This window comes from Pseudoxanthomonas sp. LH2527 (genome assembly GCF_022539275.1).
GTDB lineage: Bacteria > Pseudomonadota > Gammaproteobacteria > Xanthomonadales > Xanthomonadaceae > Pseudoxanthomonas_A.
On sequence record NZ_JAKZBW010000012.1, the window covers coordinates 1 to 13907 of the forward strand.

At 67.2% G+C, this 13907-nt stretch carries 14 protein-coding genes and 1 tRNA gene; 4 read left to right on the top strand and 11 right to left on the bottom strand.

The window, feature by feature from the left end:
- Window positions 1-11: 11 nt before the first annotated feature.
- Window positions 12-1718, top strand: a complete 1707-nt coding sequence (locus MMG85_RS08430; protein WP_241045715.1) for an EAL domain-containing protein — start codon at window positions 12-14, stop codon at window positions 1716-1718.
- Between the two features lie 29 nt (window positions 1719-1747).
- Window positions 1748-4228 (top strand): ATP-binding protein, encoded by a 2481-nt coding sequence (locus MMG85_RS08435; RefSeq protein ID WP_241045635.1) that lies wholly within the window; start codon window positions 1748-1750, stop codon window positions 4226-4228.
- On the opposite strand, the gene bfr is transcribed toward MMG85_RS08435, so the two are convergent.
- From bfr to MMG85_RS08450, 3 genes are all read right to left on the bottom strand, one after another.
- On the bottom strand, window positions 4195-4671 hold the full coding sequence (gene bfr / locus MMG85_RS08440; protein WP_241045636.1) for a bacterioferritin: 477 nt from the start codon (window positions 4669-4671) through the stop codon (window positions 4195-4197). The two genes, MMG85_RS08435 and bfr, sit on opposite strands and share 34 nt — an antisense overlap.
- A gap of 121 nt (window positions 4672-4792) precedes the next feature.
- Window positions 4793-5005, bottom strand: a complete 213-nt coding sequence (locus MMG85_RS08445) for a (2Fe-2S)-binding protein (RefSeq protein WP_241045637.1) — start codon at window positions 5003-5005, stop codon at window positions 4793-4795.
- 66 nt (window positions 5006-5071) lie between these two features.
- The gene (locus tag MMG85_RS08450) at window positions 5072-5668 is read right to left on the bottom strand and encodes an RNA pyrophosphohydrolase (protein ID WP_241045638.1); all 597 of its coding nucleotides are present in this window, start codon (window positions 5666-5668) and stop codon (window positions 5072-5074) included.
- A gap of 116 nt (window positions 5669-5784) precedes the next feature.
- Here MMG85_RS08450 and MMG85_RS08455 point away from each other — a divergent pair.
- Both MMG85_RS08455 and MMG85_RS08460 read left to right on the top strand, forming a co-directional pair.
- Window positions 5785-5861: transfer RNA gene (locus tag MMG85_RS08455), tRNA-Met, on the top strand.
- 176 nt (window positions 5862-6037) lie between these two features.
- A complete protein-coding gene (locus MMG85_RS08460; RefSeq protein ID WP_241045639.1) occupies window positions 6038-7294 on the top strand; it encodes an integrase arm-type DNA-binding domain-containing protein in 1257 nt (418 codons plus the stop codon).
- Window positions 7295-7363: 69 nt separating this feature from the next.
- Here the strand turns inward: MMG85_RS08460 and MMG85_RS08465 are convergent, their stop codons facing one another.
- From MMG85_RS08465 to MMG85_RS08500, 8 genes are all read right to left on the bottom strand, one after another.
- Entirely contained in the window at window positions 7364-7963 is a 600-nt protein-coding gene (locus MMG85_RS08465) for a NapC/NirT family cytochrome c (RefSeq protein WP_241045640.1), read from the bottom strand.
- A gap of 3 nt (window positions 7964-7966) precedes the next feature.
- Window positions 7967-8524 carry a nitrate reductase cytochrome c-type subunit gene (locus tag MMG85_RS08470; RefSeq protein ID WP_241045641.1) on the bottom strand — a complete coding sequence of 186 codons (558 nt, stop codon included), beginning with the start codon at window positions 8522-8524 and terminating at the stop codon, window positions 7967-7969.
- Between the two features lie 10 nt (window positions 8525-8534).
- The gene (gene napA, locus MMG85_RS08475; protein WP_241045642.1) at window positions 8535-11027 is read right to left on the bottom strand and encodes a periplasmic nitrate reductase subunit alpha; all 2493 of its coding nucleotides are present in this window, start codon (window positions 11025-11027) and stop codon (window positions 8535-8537) included.
- Complete coding sequence (locus MMG85_RS08480) at window positions 11024-11341, bottom strand: chaperone NapD (protein ID WP_241045643.1); 318 nt, start codon at window positions 11339-11341, stop codon at window positions 11024-11026. The genes napA and MMG85_RS08480 overlap by 4 nt, the downstream gene beginning before the upstream one ends.
- Window positions 11338-11832, bottom strand: coding sequence for a ferredoxin-type protein NapF (gene napF / locus MMG85_RS08485; RefSeq protein WP_241045644.1), 495 nt, complete (start codon window positions 11830-11832; stop codon window positions 11338-11340). Before napF ends, MMG85_RS08480 begins: the two co-directional genes overlap by 4 nt.
- 21 nt (window positions 11833-11853) lie before the next feature.
- Window positions 11854-12024: a periplasmic nitrate reductase, NapE protein gene (locus MMG85_RS08490; RefSeq protein ID WP_241045645.1), complete on the bottom strand. Its 171-nt coding sequence runs from the start codon at window positions 12022-12024 to the stop codon at window positions 11854-11856.
- Between the two features lie 98 nt (window positions 12025-12122).
- A complete protein-coding gene (locus MMG85_RS08495; protein ID WP_277399800.1) occupies window positions 12123-12671 on the bottom strand; it encodes a molybdenum cofactor guanylyltransferase in 549 nt (182 codons plus the stop codon).
- A gap of 8 nt (window positions 12672-12679) precedes the next feature.
- On the bottom strand, window positions 12680-13903 hold the full coding sequence (locus tag MMG85_RS08500) for a molybdopterin molybdotransferase MoeA (protein ID WP_277399801.1): 1224 nt from the start codon (window positions 13901-13903) through the stop codon (window positions 12680-12682).
- Between the last annotated feature and the right edge of the window lie 4 nt (window positions 13904-13907).

The window sequence follows — 13907 nt, forward strand, 5'->3', positions numbered from 1 at the left end:
GACAGGTTCCGGTGGCGTGGCCGCCAGCCGCGCCAACCGCCGCGACGCCGGCCACGCCACCGGAACCTGTCGATCCGGAATCCCCGTACCGGGTGCTGATCGTCGAAGACGACCGCGGCCAGGCGCTGTTCGCCCAGAGCGTGCTGCATGGCGCCGGCATGCAGGCCGACGTGCAGATGCAGTCCGACGGGCTGCTCGACACGATGCGCCGCTTCCGCCCCGACCTGGTGCTGATGGACCTGCACATGCCCGGCAAGGACGGCATGTCGCTGACCATGCTGTTGCGGCAGCAGCCGGAATACCTGCACCTGCCGATCGTGTTCCTGACCGGCGATCCGGATCCGGAGCGCCAGTTCGAGGTGCTCGAAAGCGGTGCCGACGACTTCCTCAACAAGCCGATCCGGCCGCGCCACCTGATCGCGGCGGTCTCCAACCGCATCCAGCGCGCGCGCCAGCGCAACCAGGCGCTGCAGTCGCCGCGTCCGTCGATGAACACCGACACCGGCCTGCCGACCCGCACCTTCGTGCTGCAGCAGCTGGCCGACTCGCTGCAGCGGGAATCGCGCGGCGGCGTGTTCTTCGTGGAGGTCAACAGCGCGCTGAGCCTGCGCGAACGCTATGGCTACGCGGTGTTCGAGCACCTGATGAGCCAGGCCGGCCGGCAGCTGGCGGCCGCGGCATCGCCGAATCCGGTCGCCCGGCTCAACGACAACAGCTTCCTGATGCTGGCCGACAGCGTCGACGAAGCGACCCTGGCCGCACTGGCGCAGCAGTTGCGCGACGGACTGGCCGGCCATGACTTCCAGACCCGCCCCAACGAAAACCTCAAGCTGCGCGGCTCGGTCGGCTACACCGCCCTGTCGCTCGGTTTCGCCGATGCCGGCAGTGCGCTGGAGGCGATCGAACGCGCCGTGCTGCAGGCCCGCCTGAAACCCGACAGCCTGGCCGAGTACGTGCCCGCCGAAGTCGACGACGAAGCGCCGCGCATCTCGCTGGAGGACGGGCAGTTCGAGCTCGCCTATCAGCCCATCGTCGCCGTCGCCGGCAGCGACCAGGCGCAGTACCAGGTGCTGCTGCGCATGCGGCAACCCGACGGTTCGCTGCTGCCGGCGTCGCAGGTCATCCCGGCGGCGGAACTGGCTGGCGGCATCGCCCAGATCGACCACTGGGTGCTGGAGCACGCGCTGTTCGTGCTGGCCGAGCGGCAGGCGGCGGGACCGTCGCTGCGCCTGTTCGTGTCGCAGTCGCCGCGCTCGCTGGCGCGCGAATCGCACGCGTCGTGGCTGCTCGAGGCGCTGCGTGCGCGCGGCATCGAAGGCACCTCGCTGGTCATCGACCTGCGCCTGGCCGACGCCCTGATCCACACGGTGACGCTGCGCCAGTTCTGCCAGCAGCTGATGCCGGCCGGCGTGCAGTTCTGCCTCAGCCAGTTCGAACCGGGCGCGGAAGCCGATGCCCTGCTCACGCAGCTGCCGCTGGGGTTCGTCCGCGTCTCCAGCAAGTACGCCAGCGCGCACGCCGACCCGGTGCTGCGCGACCAGTTGCGCGGCATCATCGACAACGCCCATCGCCAGGGACTGCAGGTGATCGGCCAGCAGATCGAGGACCCGCAGGCCGCCGCCGCCATGTGGATGGGCGGCGTCGACTTCATCCAGGGCAACCTGGTGCAGGCCGTCGGCAGCGAACTCGGCTTCGACTTCCATAACGCGGTGCTGTAACGATGCCCACGGCCGGTCGCATGCCGGTGATGCCCTGGGTAACGGTGGCCTGCGCCGCCGCGTCGATCGTCTCGCTGGGCCTGCATTGGGCGGGCCAGCCCGGCCCGTGGCTGCCGGTGGCCGCAGGCGCCGGCGGCGCGAGCGTCGTGGCGGCTGTCCTGTCGGCCCTGCATCTGCGCGCCGAGGTACACCGCCATGCCGGCATCCACGCGCGCGCCGCCATGGCCGAATCCGAGCGCGACAGCCTGCAGCGTGACCTGCAGCGCCACGACCGCCTCGAACAGGAACTGATGCGCGCCAAACAGGCCGCCGAATCGGCCGCGATGGCGAAGGGCGAGTTCCTGGCCACCATGAGCCACGAAATCCGCACGCCGCTCAACGGCATCGTGCCGATGCTGGAAATGCTGTCGCGCGCGCCGCTGGCGCCGGACCAGCGCGAGATGCTGAGCACCGCCACGGCGTCGTCGCACCAGTTGCTGCGGATCGTCGACGACATCCTCGACTACTCCAAGCTCGAGGCCAACAAGCTCGACCTGGAGATCACCGGCTTCAACCTGCGCGAACTGCTCGACGGCGTGCTGCAGCTGATGCACCGCCCGGCGGAAAACAAGGGCCTGCGGCTGAGCCTGCAGCTGGATCCCGCGGTCCGCCTGCCGGTACGCGGCGACCCGGTGCGCCTGCGCCAGGTGCTCAGCAACCTGGTCGGCAACGCGATCAAGTTCACCGAGCGCGGCTCGATCACGCTGGTGGTGCGGCGGCTGGGCGAAACCGCCGCGCAACACCTGCTGCGGTTCGAGGTGCGCGACACCGGCATCGGCATCGAGGAAGACGCCCGCCACCGCCTGTTCCACTCCTTCAGCCAGGCCGACGCTTCCACCACCCGCCTGTATGGCGGCACCGGCCTGGGACTGGCGATCTGCCGGCGCATCGTCGACCTGATGGGCGGCCGCATCGACGTCGTTTCTGAAGTCGGTCGCGGGTCGACGTTCTGGTTCGAAGTGCCGCTGATGAAGGTCATCGGCGACCTGCGCCAGCGCGACAACGGCGCCCTGGACCATGGCCGTGTGCTGATCGTGTCGGCCGAAGCGCGCCTGCGCCAGCGCCTCACGCTGCTGGCCACCAACTGGGGCATGCAGCCGGTCGCGGTCGAGACCACGCAGGAAGCGCTGGACCGCCTGCGGCTGGTCGGTGAACAGGGGCAGCAGGACTATCTGGCCGTCCTGGCCGACATCGGCAGCATCCGCAGCACGGCACTGGCACTGCACCGCGCGATCACGCGGCGCCCGTCGCCCGACGCGCTGCGGCTGGTGTGGCTGTACGGCGACGACACGGTGCCCACCGAACTGCATCCCCGCAGCACACTGCTGTCGCGGCAATCACCCGATGCGGACCTGCGCGCCGCGCTGACAGGCGCGGCACCGGAGCCGGATTCCGCCGCGGCCACGGTCGACATGGAAGAGTTTTTTCCGGAACCGACCGGCACGCCGGAGCCGGTCGACGACGGCATGCTTCCCGCCGTGCCCGAGGTGCGGGACCTGCCCGCCGTGGCGCCCCTCGCGGAGAACCCGGCGCCGGCGGCGACAGAACCGGAACCGGCCGTGGTCAGCGCCATGCGTACCGAGCCACGCCTGCTGCTGGTGGAGGACAACCCGGTCAACCTGCTGGTGGCGCAGAAGCTGCTGTCCGCCCTCGGCTTCACCTGCGAGACCGCGGCCAACGGCGACATCGCCCTCAAGCGCATGCAGGTGGAGCACTTCGACCTGATCCTGATGGACTGCCAGATGCCGGTGCTGGACGGCTATGCGGCGACCCGTCGCTGGCGCGAACTGGAGGCGCAGCGCGCCGATGCCGGCCGCCTGCCGATCGTGGCGATGACCGCCAACGCCATGGCCGGCGACCGCCAGCGCTGCCTCGATGCCGGCATGGACGACTACCTGGCCAAGCCGGTGTCGCGCGAGCAACTGGAAAGCTGCCTGCACCGCTGGTTGCCGGACCGCATGAACTTCGTGTTGCGCAACGCCGCGCTGGTCACGCCGGCGGAGCTTCCGCTGCCGACGCCGGCCGTTGCCACCGCGCGCGCGCCGTCGCCGAGTTTCCCGGTGCTGGACCAGACCATGCTGGAGGAACTGCGCGAGATCGCCGGCGATGAAACCACGCGCATCATCAGCATCTTCCTGGAAGACGCACCGCGCCTGATCGGCACGCTGGAAAAGGCGGCCGCCGTGCCGGACCTGGACGCGATGCGCGATGCCGCGCATACGCTCAAGTCGTCCAGCGCCAATGTCGGCGCGATGGCCCTGTCGGCCGCCGCCAAGCGGGTGGAACTGGGCGCACGCGCCCGCAAGCTGGAGCGCCCGGCCGTGGCCGTCGCACTGGTCATCGCCGAATACGCGCGTGCGCGCATGGCGCTGCAGGGCTACGCGGCGCAGCAGCTGGGTCGCCCCCTGCTGGCGCAGTCCTCATCCGCGACGACCGCTCAGTCGTCGCCTTCGAGCTTGGTCAGCAGGTAGTTCGGCTCGCCGATCCGGTCGATCACCGACAGCTGCGTTTCCAGCCAGTCGATGTGCTCTTCCTCCGAATCCAGGATCTTGGCGAACAGCTGTCGGCTGACGTAGTCGGCCACCGATTCGCAGTAGGCGATCGCGTCGCGCAGCAGCGGCAGCGCCTCCTGCTCCAGCGCCAGGTCGCATTCCAGGATCTCGCGCGGCGTCTCGCCGATGCGCAGCTTGCCCAGTGCCTGGAAGTTCGGCAGGCCATCGAGGAACAGGATGCGCTCCGACAGCGTGTCGGCATGCTTCATCTCGTCGATGGATTCCTTGTACTCGTGCTCGGCCAGTTCCTTGAAGCCCCAGTTCTTCAGCATTTTGGCGTGCAGGAAGTACTGGTTGATCGCGGTGAGCTCGTTGTAGAGCGCCTTGTTGAGGTACTCGATGACCTTGGCGTCGCCTTTCATGGCCATGCTCCGTGGGCGGAAGAATGGCAAAGGTTAGCCGGCGCGCGCGCACCGTGTCGGAACGCGAATCGTGATCATTCTGTAGGGGATGCCGCCGTCCATGGACGGCAGGCGTGCCGACTCAGGCCGCGTGCGACAGCGTGAGGATCGGGAACACGGACTCGCGGGGAGCCGGTTGCGCGGCCTGCAGCACGTCCATCGCCATCTCCAGGCAGCTGCCGCAATTGGCGCCGGCACCGGTGCGCATCGTCAGCTCGGCCACGGTGGCGCAACCGGCGGCGGCCGCTTCACGGATCTGATGGTCGGTGATGCCGTTGCAGATGCAGACGTACACGATGGCGGGGCGAGGCGGCGGGCACGGAACGGCCCGGGAACATTTCACCCGCAATGAGAATGATTGTCAATTCTTGATTGATTCGCCGGCGCCGCCCCGTTTACGCGGCGGTTGGTCGCGCCCGCGGCGGCGGGTCAGGTCGGGCGCCCGCGGGGCCGGCATCTGCGGGGGAATCGCCTGCGGACCGGCGGCGGTGCGCGCGAAGGTGGCCAGATGCTCCAGCGCGCTGGCGTACACCCGGCGCTTGAAGATGACCACATGGTCCAGCGGGTACCAGAAATCGACCCAGCGCCAGTGGTCGAACTCGGGACTTTCGGTCAGGTCCAGGCGCAGATGCGCCTCGTCGCCGACCAGGCGCAGCAGGAACCAGACCTGTTTCTGGCCGATGCAGACCTGCCGTTCGTTGCGCCGGATCGCGCGCGGCGGCAGTCGATAGCGCAGCCAGCCGGGGGTGACGCCCAGCACTTCGACATGCTCGGGCAACAGGCCGGTTTCTTCGCGCAATTCGCGGTACATGGCCTCGACCGGGGTCTCGTCCGTGTTCATGCCGCCCTGCGGGAACTGCCAGCCGTCCCGGCGCACCCGTCGCGCCCAGAACACCCGACCATCCGGCCGCATCAACACGATACCGACATTGGGTCGGTAGCCGTCCGGATCGATCACGATGCGGACTCCTGAAATCTACTGTCACCGACTCTGCCACGACCCGCCGCAGGCGACAAGCGCGCCGCACCGGCTTGACAGGCAGGGGGTCGAAATGAAGAATACGCGGTTCACGCGGCTATGTAGCTCAGCCGGTTAGAGCACAGCACTCATAATGCTGGGGTCGGTGGTTCGAGTCCACCCATAGCCACCACGTGATAGTCCGAAGCAGTCCAACGAAGGCCGGTAAGCCCAGCAAAATCAAGGCTTCCGGCCTTTTTTGTGTCCTCAGCAGTCCGAGGGCATCCATTGCAAGCCGGCGGTAACAGGCGGTAACTTTGGCGGTAGGCGGTAGCCCGCCAAAGTTGTTACCGCCATGGAGCCTGAGGCATGCCCCTGACCGATACCGCCATTCGCAAAACGAAGCCTGAAGAGAAGCCCATAAAATTGCGCGACGGAGGGGGTCTGTACCTGATCCTCAGGCCCGATGGCGCGCGCTGGTGGCGGCTGGATTACCGGCGCCCTCTTTCAGGCAAGCGGAATACCCTCAGCCTGGGTACCTACCCCGATACAGGGCTTGCAGAGGCGCGCGCTGAACGAGACCGGGCCCGCAAGCAGCTAGCCGCAGGGATTGACCCCGGCGAGCACCGAAAAGCGGAGCAGTCTGCCGGGGCCGAACGAGCCAGCAACAGCTTCGAGGTCATCTCACGCGAATGGCTGGCCGTAAAGGCTCATGGCTGGACCGAAAGCCATCATGCAAAGCAAAGGGTTCGCCTCGAAGCCCATGTCCTGCCATGGATAGGCAAAAAGCCGATCGCCGATGTGGGCGTGTCGGATCTACGGCCACTACTCAACCGTATGGTCGAGCGCAGTCATCACGAACAGGCACATCGCGTCATGGCCGCGATCAGCAGTGTATTCAAGTACGCCGTGGCTACGGAGCGGGCCGAGCGGAACCCGGCAGCCGATTTGGGCGCGGCCCTACCATCACGTAGGAAGCGCAGCTTTCCAACGATCACCGATCCGAAGATGATCGGAGGGCTCTTGCGTGCTATGGACGGGTACCGCGGCGAACCTGTGACCGCTGCGGCGTTGAAGTTGGCGCCTATGACCTTTGTGCGACCGGGAGAACTCCGTGGCGCTCGCTGGGACGAGTTCGATCTGGACAATCCGGAAGGCGCACGCTGGGTCATCCCTGCCGCGCGAAGAAAGTTGCCAAAAGCCGCTAAAGAAGATCCAAGTACGGAGCCGCATGTCGTACCGCTGGCGGAACAGGCGGTTGCCGTCCTCCGCGATCTGCAGCCGCTCACTGGACACCGAGAGTTTGTTTTTCCTGGAGTGCGCAACCCGAAGCGCTGCATGTCCGAGAACACTATCAACGCCGCCCTGAGAAACCTTGGCTACGACGGCGACACCATTGTTGGCCACGGATTTCGCCACATGGCGTCCACATTACTCAACGAGCTCGGATTCAATCCAGATGCGATCGAGCGCCAACTCGCCCACAAAGGGCAAGGTGTAAGGGCCATCTACAATCTTGCGAAGCACATGCCCGAACGCAAGAAGATGATGCAGGCTTGGGCGGACTATTTGGACACCTGCAAGACGATGGGAACTGATCGACAGCTTGATTCCAAAGCGGCCTGAATTTCCTCAGAGATACGAGTCAGCTTCCGGCCAGAAGCCGGCATTGACAAAAAATCATTTCCTCGCCGGTTACCCCTGCGGCACCCCTTCCATGTTCGGCAAGTGGTGAGCTACCCCCTTATGGCAGTCGATGCAGGTCTTCTTGCCGGTGCCGAGCCACAGCTTGTGCACCTGCGCGGCGCGCGAGCCCTGGCGGGTGAGGTCCATCGAATCGTAGTCGTGGCAGTTGCGGCACTCCAGCGAATCGTTCGCCTTCAGCCTGTTCCACTCGTGCGTGGCCAGGATCAGGCGCTCGTCCAGGAATTTCTCGCGCGTGTTGATGGTGCCGAAGAGCTTGCCCCAAACCTCCTTCGATGCCTGCATCTTGCGCGCAATCTTGTCGGTCCAGTTGTGCGGCACGTGGCAATCGGGGCAGGTGGCGCGGACGCCCGAGCGGTTGGTGTAGTGGATGGTGGTCTTCAGTTCCTCGAAGACGTTGTCCTGCATCTCGTGGCAGCTGGTGCAGAACGCCTCGGTGTTGGTCGCCTCCAGCGCGGTGTTGAACCCGCCCCAGAACATCACCCCCGCCAGGAACCCGGCCACCGTCAGGAAACCCAGGCTGTAATGGCGGCTGGGCAGGCGCAACGTGCGCCACAGGCCCGACACCCGCTCCTTGGTCCGTGACCACATGGGCTACTCCTTCGCGGCCGGCGGCGACGACAACACGCTGTCGATGTCGCGGAACTGGTTTGCCACCAGCACCGGCGCATCGGTCTGCACGACATGGCACTGGTTGCAGAAGTAGCGTCGCGGCGAGATGGTCGCCAGGAACTGGTCGTCGCGATCCATGTAGTGCGTCACGCTGACCGGCGGCGCCTGGAAGGTGGCCGCGTTGGCGCGGGCGTGGCACAGCATGCAGCGGTTGCTGTTCCTGTCGACCTGGTAGCCGTCGATCGCATGCGGGATGGTCGGCGGCTGCATCGGGTAGGCGCGCGCACGCTTCAGGTCGGCGTTCTCCACGTGCGCCATCGGCAGGGGATGGCCCTCCTTGTCCACCGGCACGCCGCGGCGGAGGGCATCGATCTGACCTGCGCCGGGCACGAAGACCGCGCGCGCGTCCACGGGCGTGGATACCGCCGCCACCGGCGCTTCGTGCCGGTCCGGGCGACCTGTCATCCATCCCGCCACGAAGACCAGCGCCATCAGGGCGACGGTCAGCCCAACCGCGATCCAGAGATGCTTGTTCTGCACGGGCGTACTCCTAGGCGGCCACGACTCTGACGGCGCACTTCTTGTAGTCGGTCTGCTTGGAAATCGGATCGGTCGCGTCCAGCGTGACCTTGTTGATCAGCTGCCCGGCATCGAACCACGGCACGAACACCAGCCCGCGCGGCATCCGGTTGCGGCCGCGCGTCTCCACGCGCGAGCGCATCTCGCCCCGCCGCGACGCGACGATGATCTCGTCGCCACGCTTGAGCCCGCGCGCCTTCGCATCGTCCGGGTTCATGAACACCACCGCCGCCGGAAACGCCTTGTACAACTCCGGCACGCGCATCGTCATCGACCCCGAATGCCAGTGCTCCAGCACGCGGCCAGTGACCAGCCACAGGTCGAACTCGTCATCCGGCGATTCGGCGGCCGGCTCGTACGGCAGCGCCCAGATTACCGCCCTGCCGTCCTTGTTGCCGTAGAACTCGAAGCCCTTGCCCGGCTTGACGTACGGATCGGCGCCCTCGCGATAGCGCCAGCGCGTCTCCTGGCCCTTCACCACCGGCCAACGCAGGCCGCGCGCCTTGTGGTAGTCGTCGAACGGCGCCAGGTCGTGGCCGTGGCCGCGACCGAACGCGGCGTACTCCTCGAACAGCCCCTTGTGCACGTAGAACCCGAACAGCGCGGACTCGTCGTTGGCGTAGCCGGCTTCGATGTCGGTCGTGGGGAACCTGTCCACGTTGCCGTTGCGGTACAGCACGTCGAACAGCGTCTTGCCCTTGTACTGCGGGTTCGCGGCAAGCAGGTCGGCCGGCCAGCACTCGTCGGTGGTGAAGCGCCTGGAGAACTCGATCAGCTGCCACAGGTCCGAGCGCGCCTCGCCGGGCGCCTTCACGAGTTGATGCCAGAACTGGGTGCGTCGCTCGGCATTGCCGTAGGCACCCTCCTTCTCCACCCACATCGCCGCCGGCAGGATCAGGTCCGCCGCCTGTGCGGTCACCGTGGGATAGGCATCGGACACGACGATGAAGTTGTCCGGGTTGCGGTAGCCCGGCCAGGTCTCCTCGCGCAGGTTCGCCGCGGCCTGCATATTGTTGTTCACCATCACCCAGTACGCGTTGAGCTTGCCGTCCTTCAGCGCGCGGTTCTGTTCGACCGCGTGATAGCCGACCTTCGGATTGACGGTACCGTGCGGAAGCTTCCAGATCTCTTCCGCGTGCCTGCGATGCTCGGGATTGGTCACCACCATGTCGGCCGGCAGGCGGTGGCTGAAAGTGCCCACTTCGCGCGCGGTGCCGCAGGCGGACGGCTGGCCGGTCAGCGAGAACGGGCTGTTGCCAGGGGTGGCGATCTTCCCGGTCAGCAGGTGGATGTTGTAGACCATGTTGTTGGCCCACACGCCGCGCGTGTGCTGGTTGAAACCCATGGTCCAGAACGACATCACCTTGGTCTTCGGGTCCGCGTACAGTTCGGCCAGCTGCTCCAGCCAGCCACGCTCCGCGCCGGTCATCTCGACGGCCTTGTCCAGCGTGTATGGCGCCACGAAGGCGGCGAACTCCTCGAAGCTGATCGGCTGCCCGCCGTTCGGGTCCTTGGCATTCTTCGCCTTGACCTCCAACGGATGTTCCGGGCGCAGGCCGTAGCCGATGTCGTCGTTGCCGCGCTTGAACGTGGTGTGCCTGTCGACGAACGCCTGGTTGACCTTGCCGGTGCGGATGATGTGGTTGGCGATGTAGTTGAGGATGACCAGGTCGGTCTGCGGCTTGAAGATGATCGGAATGTCGGCCAGCTCGAAGCTGCGGTGCTCGAAGGTGGACATCACCACCACCTTCACGTGCGGGTGCGACAGCCGCCGGTCGGTCACCCGGGTCCACAGGATCGGATGCATCTCGGCCATGTTGGAACCCCACAGCACGAACGCATCGGCGGCCTCGATGTCGTCGTAGCAGCCCATCGGCTCGTCCATGCCGAAGGTGCGCATGAACCCCGCCACCGCCGACGCCATGCAGTGGCGCGCGTTCGGATCGATGTGGTTGCTGCGGAATCCGGCCTTCATCAGCTTGTTGGCGGCGTAGCCCTCGAAGATCGTCCACTGGCCCGAGCCGAACATGCCGATCGCGTCGCTTCCCTTCTCCTTGAGCACGCGCTTGAACTGCGCGGCCATCACGTCGAAGGCCTCGTCCCAGCTCACCGCGGTGAAATCGCCATCCTTGGCGTACGCGCCGTTCTTCTTGCGCAGCAGCGGCTGGGTCAGGCGGTCGGCGCCGTACAGGATCTTGGACAGGAAGTAGCCCTTCACGCAGTTGATGCCGCGGTTGACTTCCGCATGCACGTCGCCGTGCGTGGCCACCACGCGCCCTTCCTTCACGGCGACATTCACCCCGCAGCCCGTGCCGCAGTAGCGGCACGGCGCCTTGTCCCACTTCAGTGTCGTCCGGTCGCCTTCGGTGACCACATTGCTGCCGCTCCCGGCAAGCGGCAGCCCGGCCGCCGCCGCGGCCGTGGCCAGCGCGCTGTGGCGGATGAACTCGCGGCGTGTGCTCATGGCGTGGCTCCGGTCGGGGACAGGATGGAGAGGCTGGGAAGGGGCTCATCGAGCGCACGCGCAGGCTCGGCATGGTGGTAGACCAGCAGCACGTTCAACACCCCCGGCACCGACTGCAGCTGGTCCACGCGCTCCATCACCGCATGGCGGTCTGCGGATTCGCAGATCACCACGCTGCGGGTATCGCCGCTCAATGCCAGTTCCAGATCGTCGTGCGTGTCGATCATCGCGGCGAGCGCAGTGGATGCACTGTCGCGGTGCTGGACCACGAAGCTGGCGATGTGGACTTCGGCTTCAGTGCCTGGCGGGCTCATGCGATGGCCTCCGTGGCCGGTGCGTGCTGCAGGGTGATGGCATCCACGGGGCACGTGCCGACGCAGGCACCGCAGCCCGTGCATCGCTCCGCGTCGACGAGGGCCGCACCCCGTGCTGCGGGCGGCACGTGGATGGCGGAGGCGGGACACGGGTCGCGACAACTGGCGCAGACCACGCCGTGCGCGGACAGACAGCGATCCGCAACCTGGGCAACGATGGTCCACGGGGGATCGAGGGAAGGAGCGAACGCGTCGCTGTCGCAGGCGGCGACGCATTCGCCGCAGAACGTGCATTCGCCCGCCGTCGCGTCGAAACGCGGCAAGCCGTCCGCGCCGCGCACCAGCACCTGCTGCGGGCACTGGCGCACGCAGGCATCGCACTGCGTGCAGGCGTGCGTGAATTCAGCCTCGGGCCTGGCCCAGGGCGGACGGAAGACGACGGATGCCGATACTGTCGCCGCGCGACCGAACAGCAGGTCACGACGCGACATCGAGCGGACATCGTCCATCGCTCAGGGTCCCGTCGGCGGACCGGCGAACAGCAGCTGCCACATCCACACGAGGAAGCCGTACCCCGCCACGATCAGTACGGCCATCAACGGGAAGATAACCACCGTCAGCAACAGGAACGCGGTGCGCTCCTGCTGCTTGCTCGCAACGACTGATCCTTCGCTCTGCTCCATGTTGCCTACCTTGCAGGTGGGTACTGGTGCGACGATGCTGCGGCCGCAGGCTATCACATTCATGCAGCGGGCCCGCCCCGGTCATCGGATGGTGAAGGTCAGGAAGTCGGATGCTGCAGCGCGGCCCAGTCTTCCGGTGTGTTGCAGTTGCGCAGCACCTGCTTCCATGGCGATGACGGCAGATGGACGGTGTGCAATCGCTGCTGCAGCGCTCGCAGCGAGCACGCACGTCCCGTGAGGCCGCCGATCTGCTCCAGCGTGGCGCGCACGTCGGCATCCAGGCGCAGCGCCATCGGCAAGGCATGGCCTTCCACGCACGTGCATGCAGCATCGGTCGCGAGCAATGCGTGCAACAGTTCGATGGACAGCAACGGCATGTCCACCGGAACCACGATCCACGCGCCATCCCGCAGGCGTGGGGCGAGTTGTGCAAGCGCACCCATCGGACCGGTATCGGGTTGCGCGTCCGGCACGCTGTCGAAGCCGGGACGATCGCCGCTGACGATCACCTCGCATGCACCCGCCGCCCGCAGCAACGCAGGCATGTGCGTCAGCAACGTGCCGTCGCCCCAGGGCAGCAGTGCCTTGTCCGTGCCCATCCGCGACGATCGCCCACCCGCAAGGAGAACCGCGCGCCACGCGGGCAACGGCCGATTCACGCCGGGGCCCACGGCGGGGGCCGCAGATGGCTGTAGCCATGCACCTGCACGAGCGTGCCAGCGTCGACGTGCTCCGCTTCGGCAGGCAGGGTGATCCATGCGCAAGATCGCGAGAAAGGCAGCAGGCGGAACGAGGCCTGCTCAGCGCCGGCATGCACGCGCATGCATCCTTCCCCATCGCATCGCAGCGTGGCATGGAAAGCGGCATGCAGCCCGGCACGCTTGCTGCATGCGGCGGCGAGCGGCAACCGGCATTCCTGTTCCACGGACATGCCCAGCCATGCGCGCAGCAGCGGCTCGACCAGGAAGCGGAAACCCACCGCCGTCGACAGCGGATTGCCCGGCAGACCGACGAACAAGGGCCCCTCGCGCAACTGCGCACAGAACACCGGCTTGCCGGGGCGCAACGCCACGCCGTGGAAAATCCTCTCCGCGCCGCGTGCATCCAGTGCGGATGGAATGAAGTCGTAATAGCCCCTGGATACCGCGCCGGTACTCAGCACCAGGTCGACACCGTCCGCGAGCGCCGTATCAAGCGCAGCCTGGAACTCCGCCACCTCATCGCCGACGCGCACGACACGCACGGCTTCTGCGCCCGCGGTCGCCAGGGCGGCGGCGAGATACGGCGAGGTCGCGTCATGGATGGCGCCCGGCGGCAACGGCTCGCCCGGCGCCACCAGTTCGCGGCCCGTCGCCAGCACCGCAACGCGCGGACAGCGCGCCACGTCGACCCGATCGATACCGAGCCCGGCGAGCAGCAACATCTGTGCGTCGCCGACGAACGTGCCCTGCTTCAGCACGACGCATCTCGCCGGCACGTCTTCGCCCCGGCGCCGGATGTTCGCGCCCGGCTCGGCCTGCTCCAGCAGACGGATGCGCGGTGCCCCTGCGTCCCGCACGGCGAGTTCCTCGATGCGCTCCACAGGCACCACGATGTCCGCGCGCGCCGGAAGCGGCGCGCCGGTCATGATCTCCCACGCGGATGCCGCATCGTCCCGCGGCATGTCGCCCGCGCCGATGCGGGCCGCGATCTCCCACTCACTGCCGATGGCCTGTGGCTGTCCGCCCGATGCAAGCGCGACGCCGTCCATCGCCGCATTGTCGAACGGCGGCAACGCGATGCCGCTCACCACGTCACGGCCCAGCACGCGACCTGTCGCTGCGGCGAGCGCGACCTGCTGTACGGCGAGCAGGCGCGCGCCCTCCAGCATCCGCGCCAACGCC

Excerpts from the sequence above, each read along its gene's own strand:
- MMG85_RS08435 (WP_241045635.1), top strand. The coding sequence starts at position 1,748 with ATGCCCTGGGTAACGGTGGCCTGCGCCGCCGCGTCGATCGTCTCGCTG.
- bfr (WP_241045636.1), bottom strand. The coding sequence starts at position 4,671 with ATGAAAGGCGACGCCAAGGTCATCGAGTACCTCAACAAGGCGCTCTAC.
- MMG85_RS08460 (WP_241045639.1), top strand. The coding sequence starts at position 6,038 with ATGCCCCTGACCGATACCGCCATTCGCAAAACGAAGCCTGAAGAGAAG.
- MMG85_RS08465 (WP_241045640.1), bottom strand. The coding sequence starts at position 7,963 with ATGTGGTCACGGACCAAGGAGCGGGTGTCGGGCCTGTGGCGCACGTTG.
- napA (WP_241045642.1), bottom strand. The coding sequence starts at position 11,027 with ATGAGCACACGCCGCGAGTTCATCCGCCACAGCGCGCTGGCCACGGCC.
- MMG85_RS08480 (WP_241045643.1), bottom strand. The coding sequence starts at position 11,341 with ATGAGCCCGCCAGGCACTGAAGCCGAAGTCCACATCGCCAGCTTCGTG.
- napF (WP_241045644.1), bottom strand. The coding sequence starts at position 11,832 with ATGTCGCGTCGTGACCTGCTGTTCGGTCGCGCGGCGACAGTATCGGCA.
- MMG85_RS08490 (WP_241045645.1), bottom strand. The coding sequence starts at position 12,024 with ATGGAGCAGAGCGAAGGATCAGTCGTTGCGAGCAAGCAGCAGGAGCGC.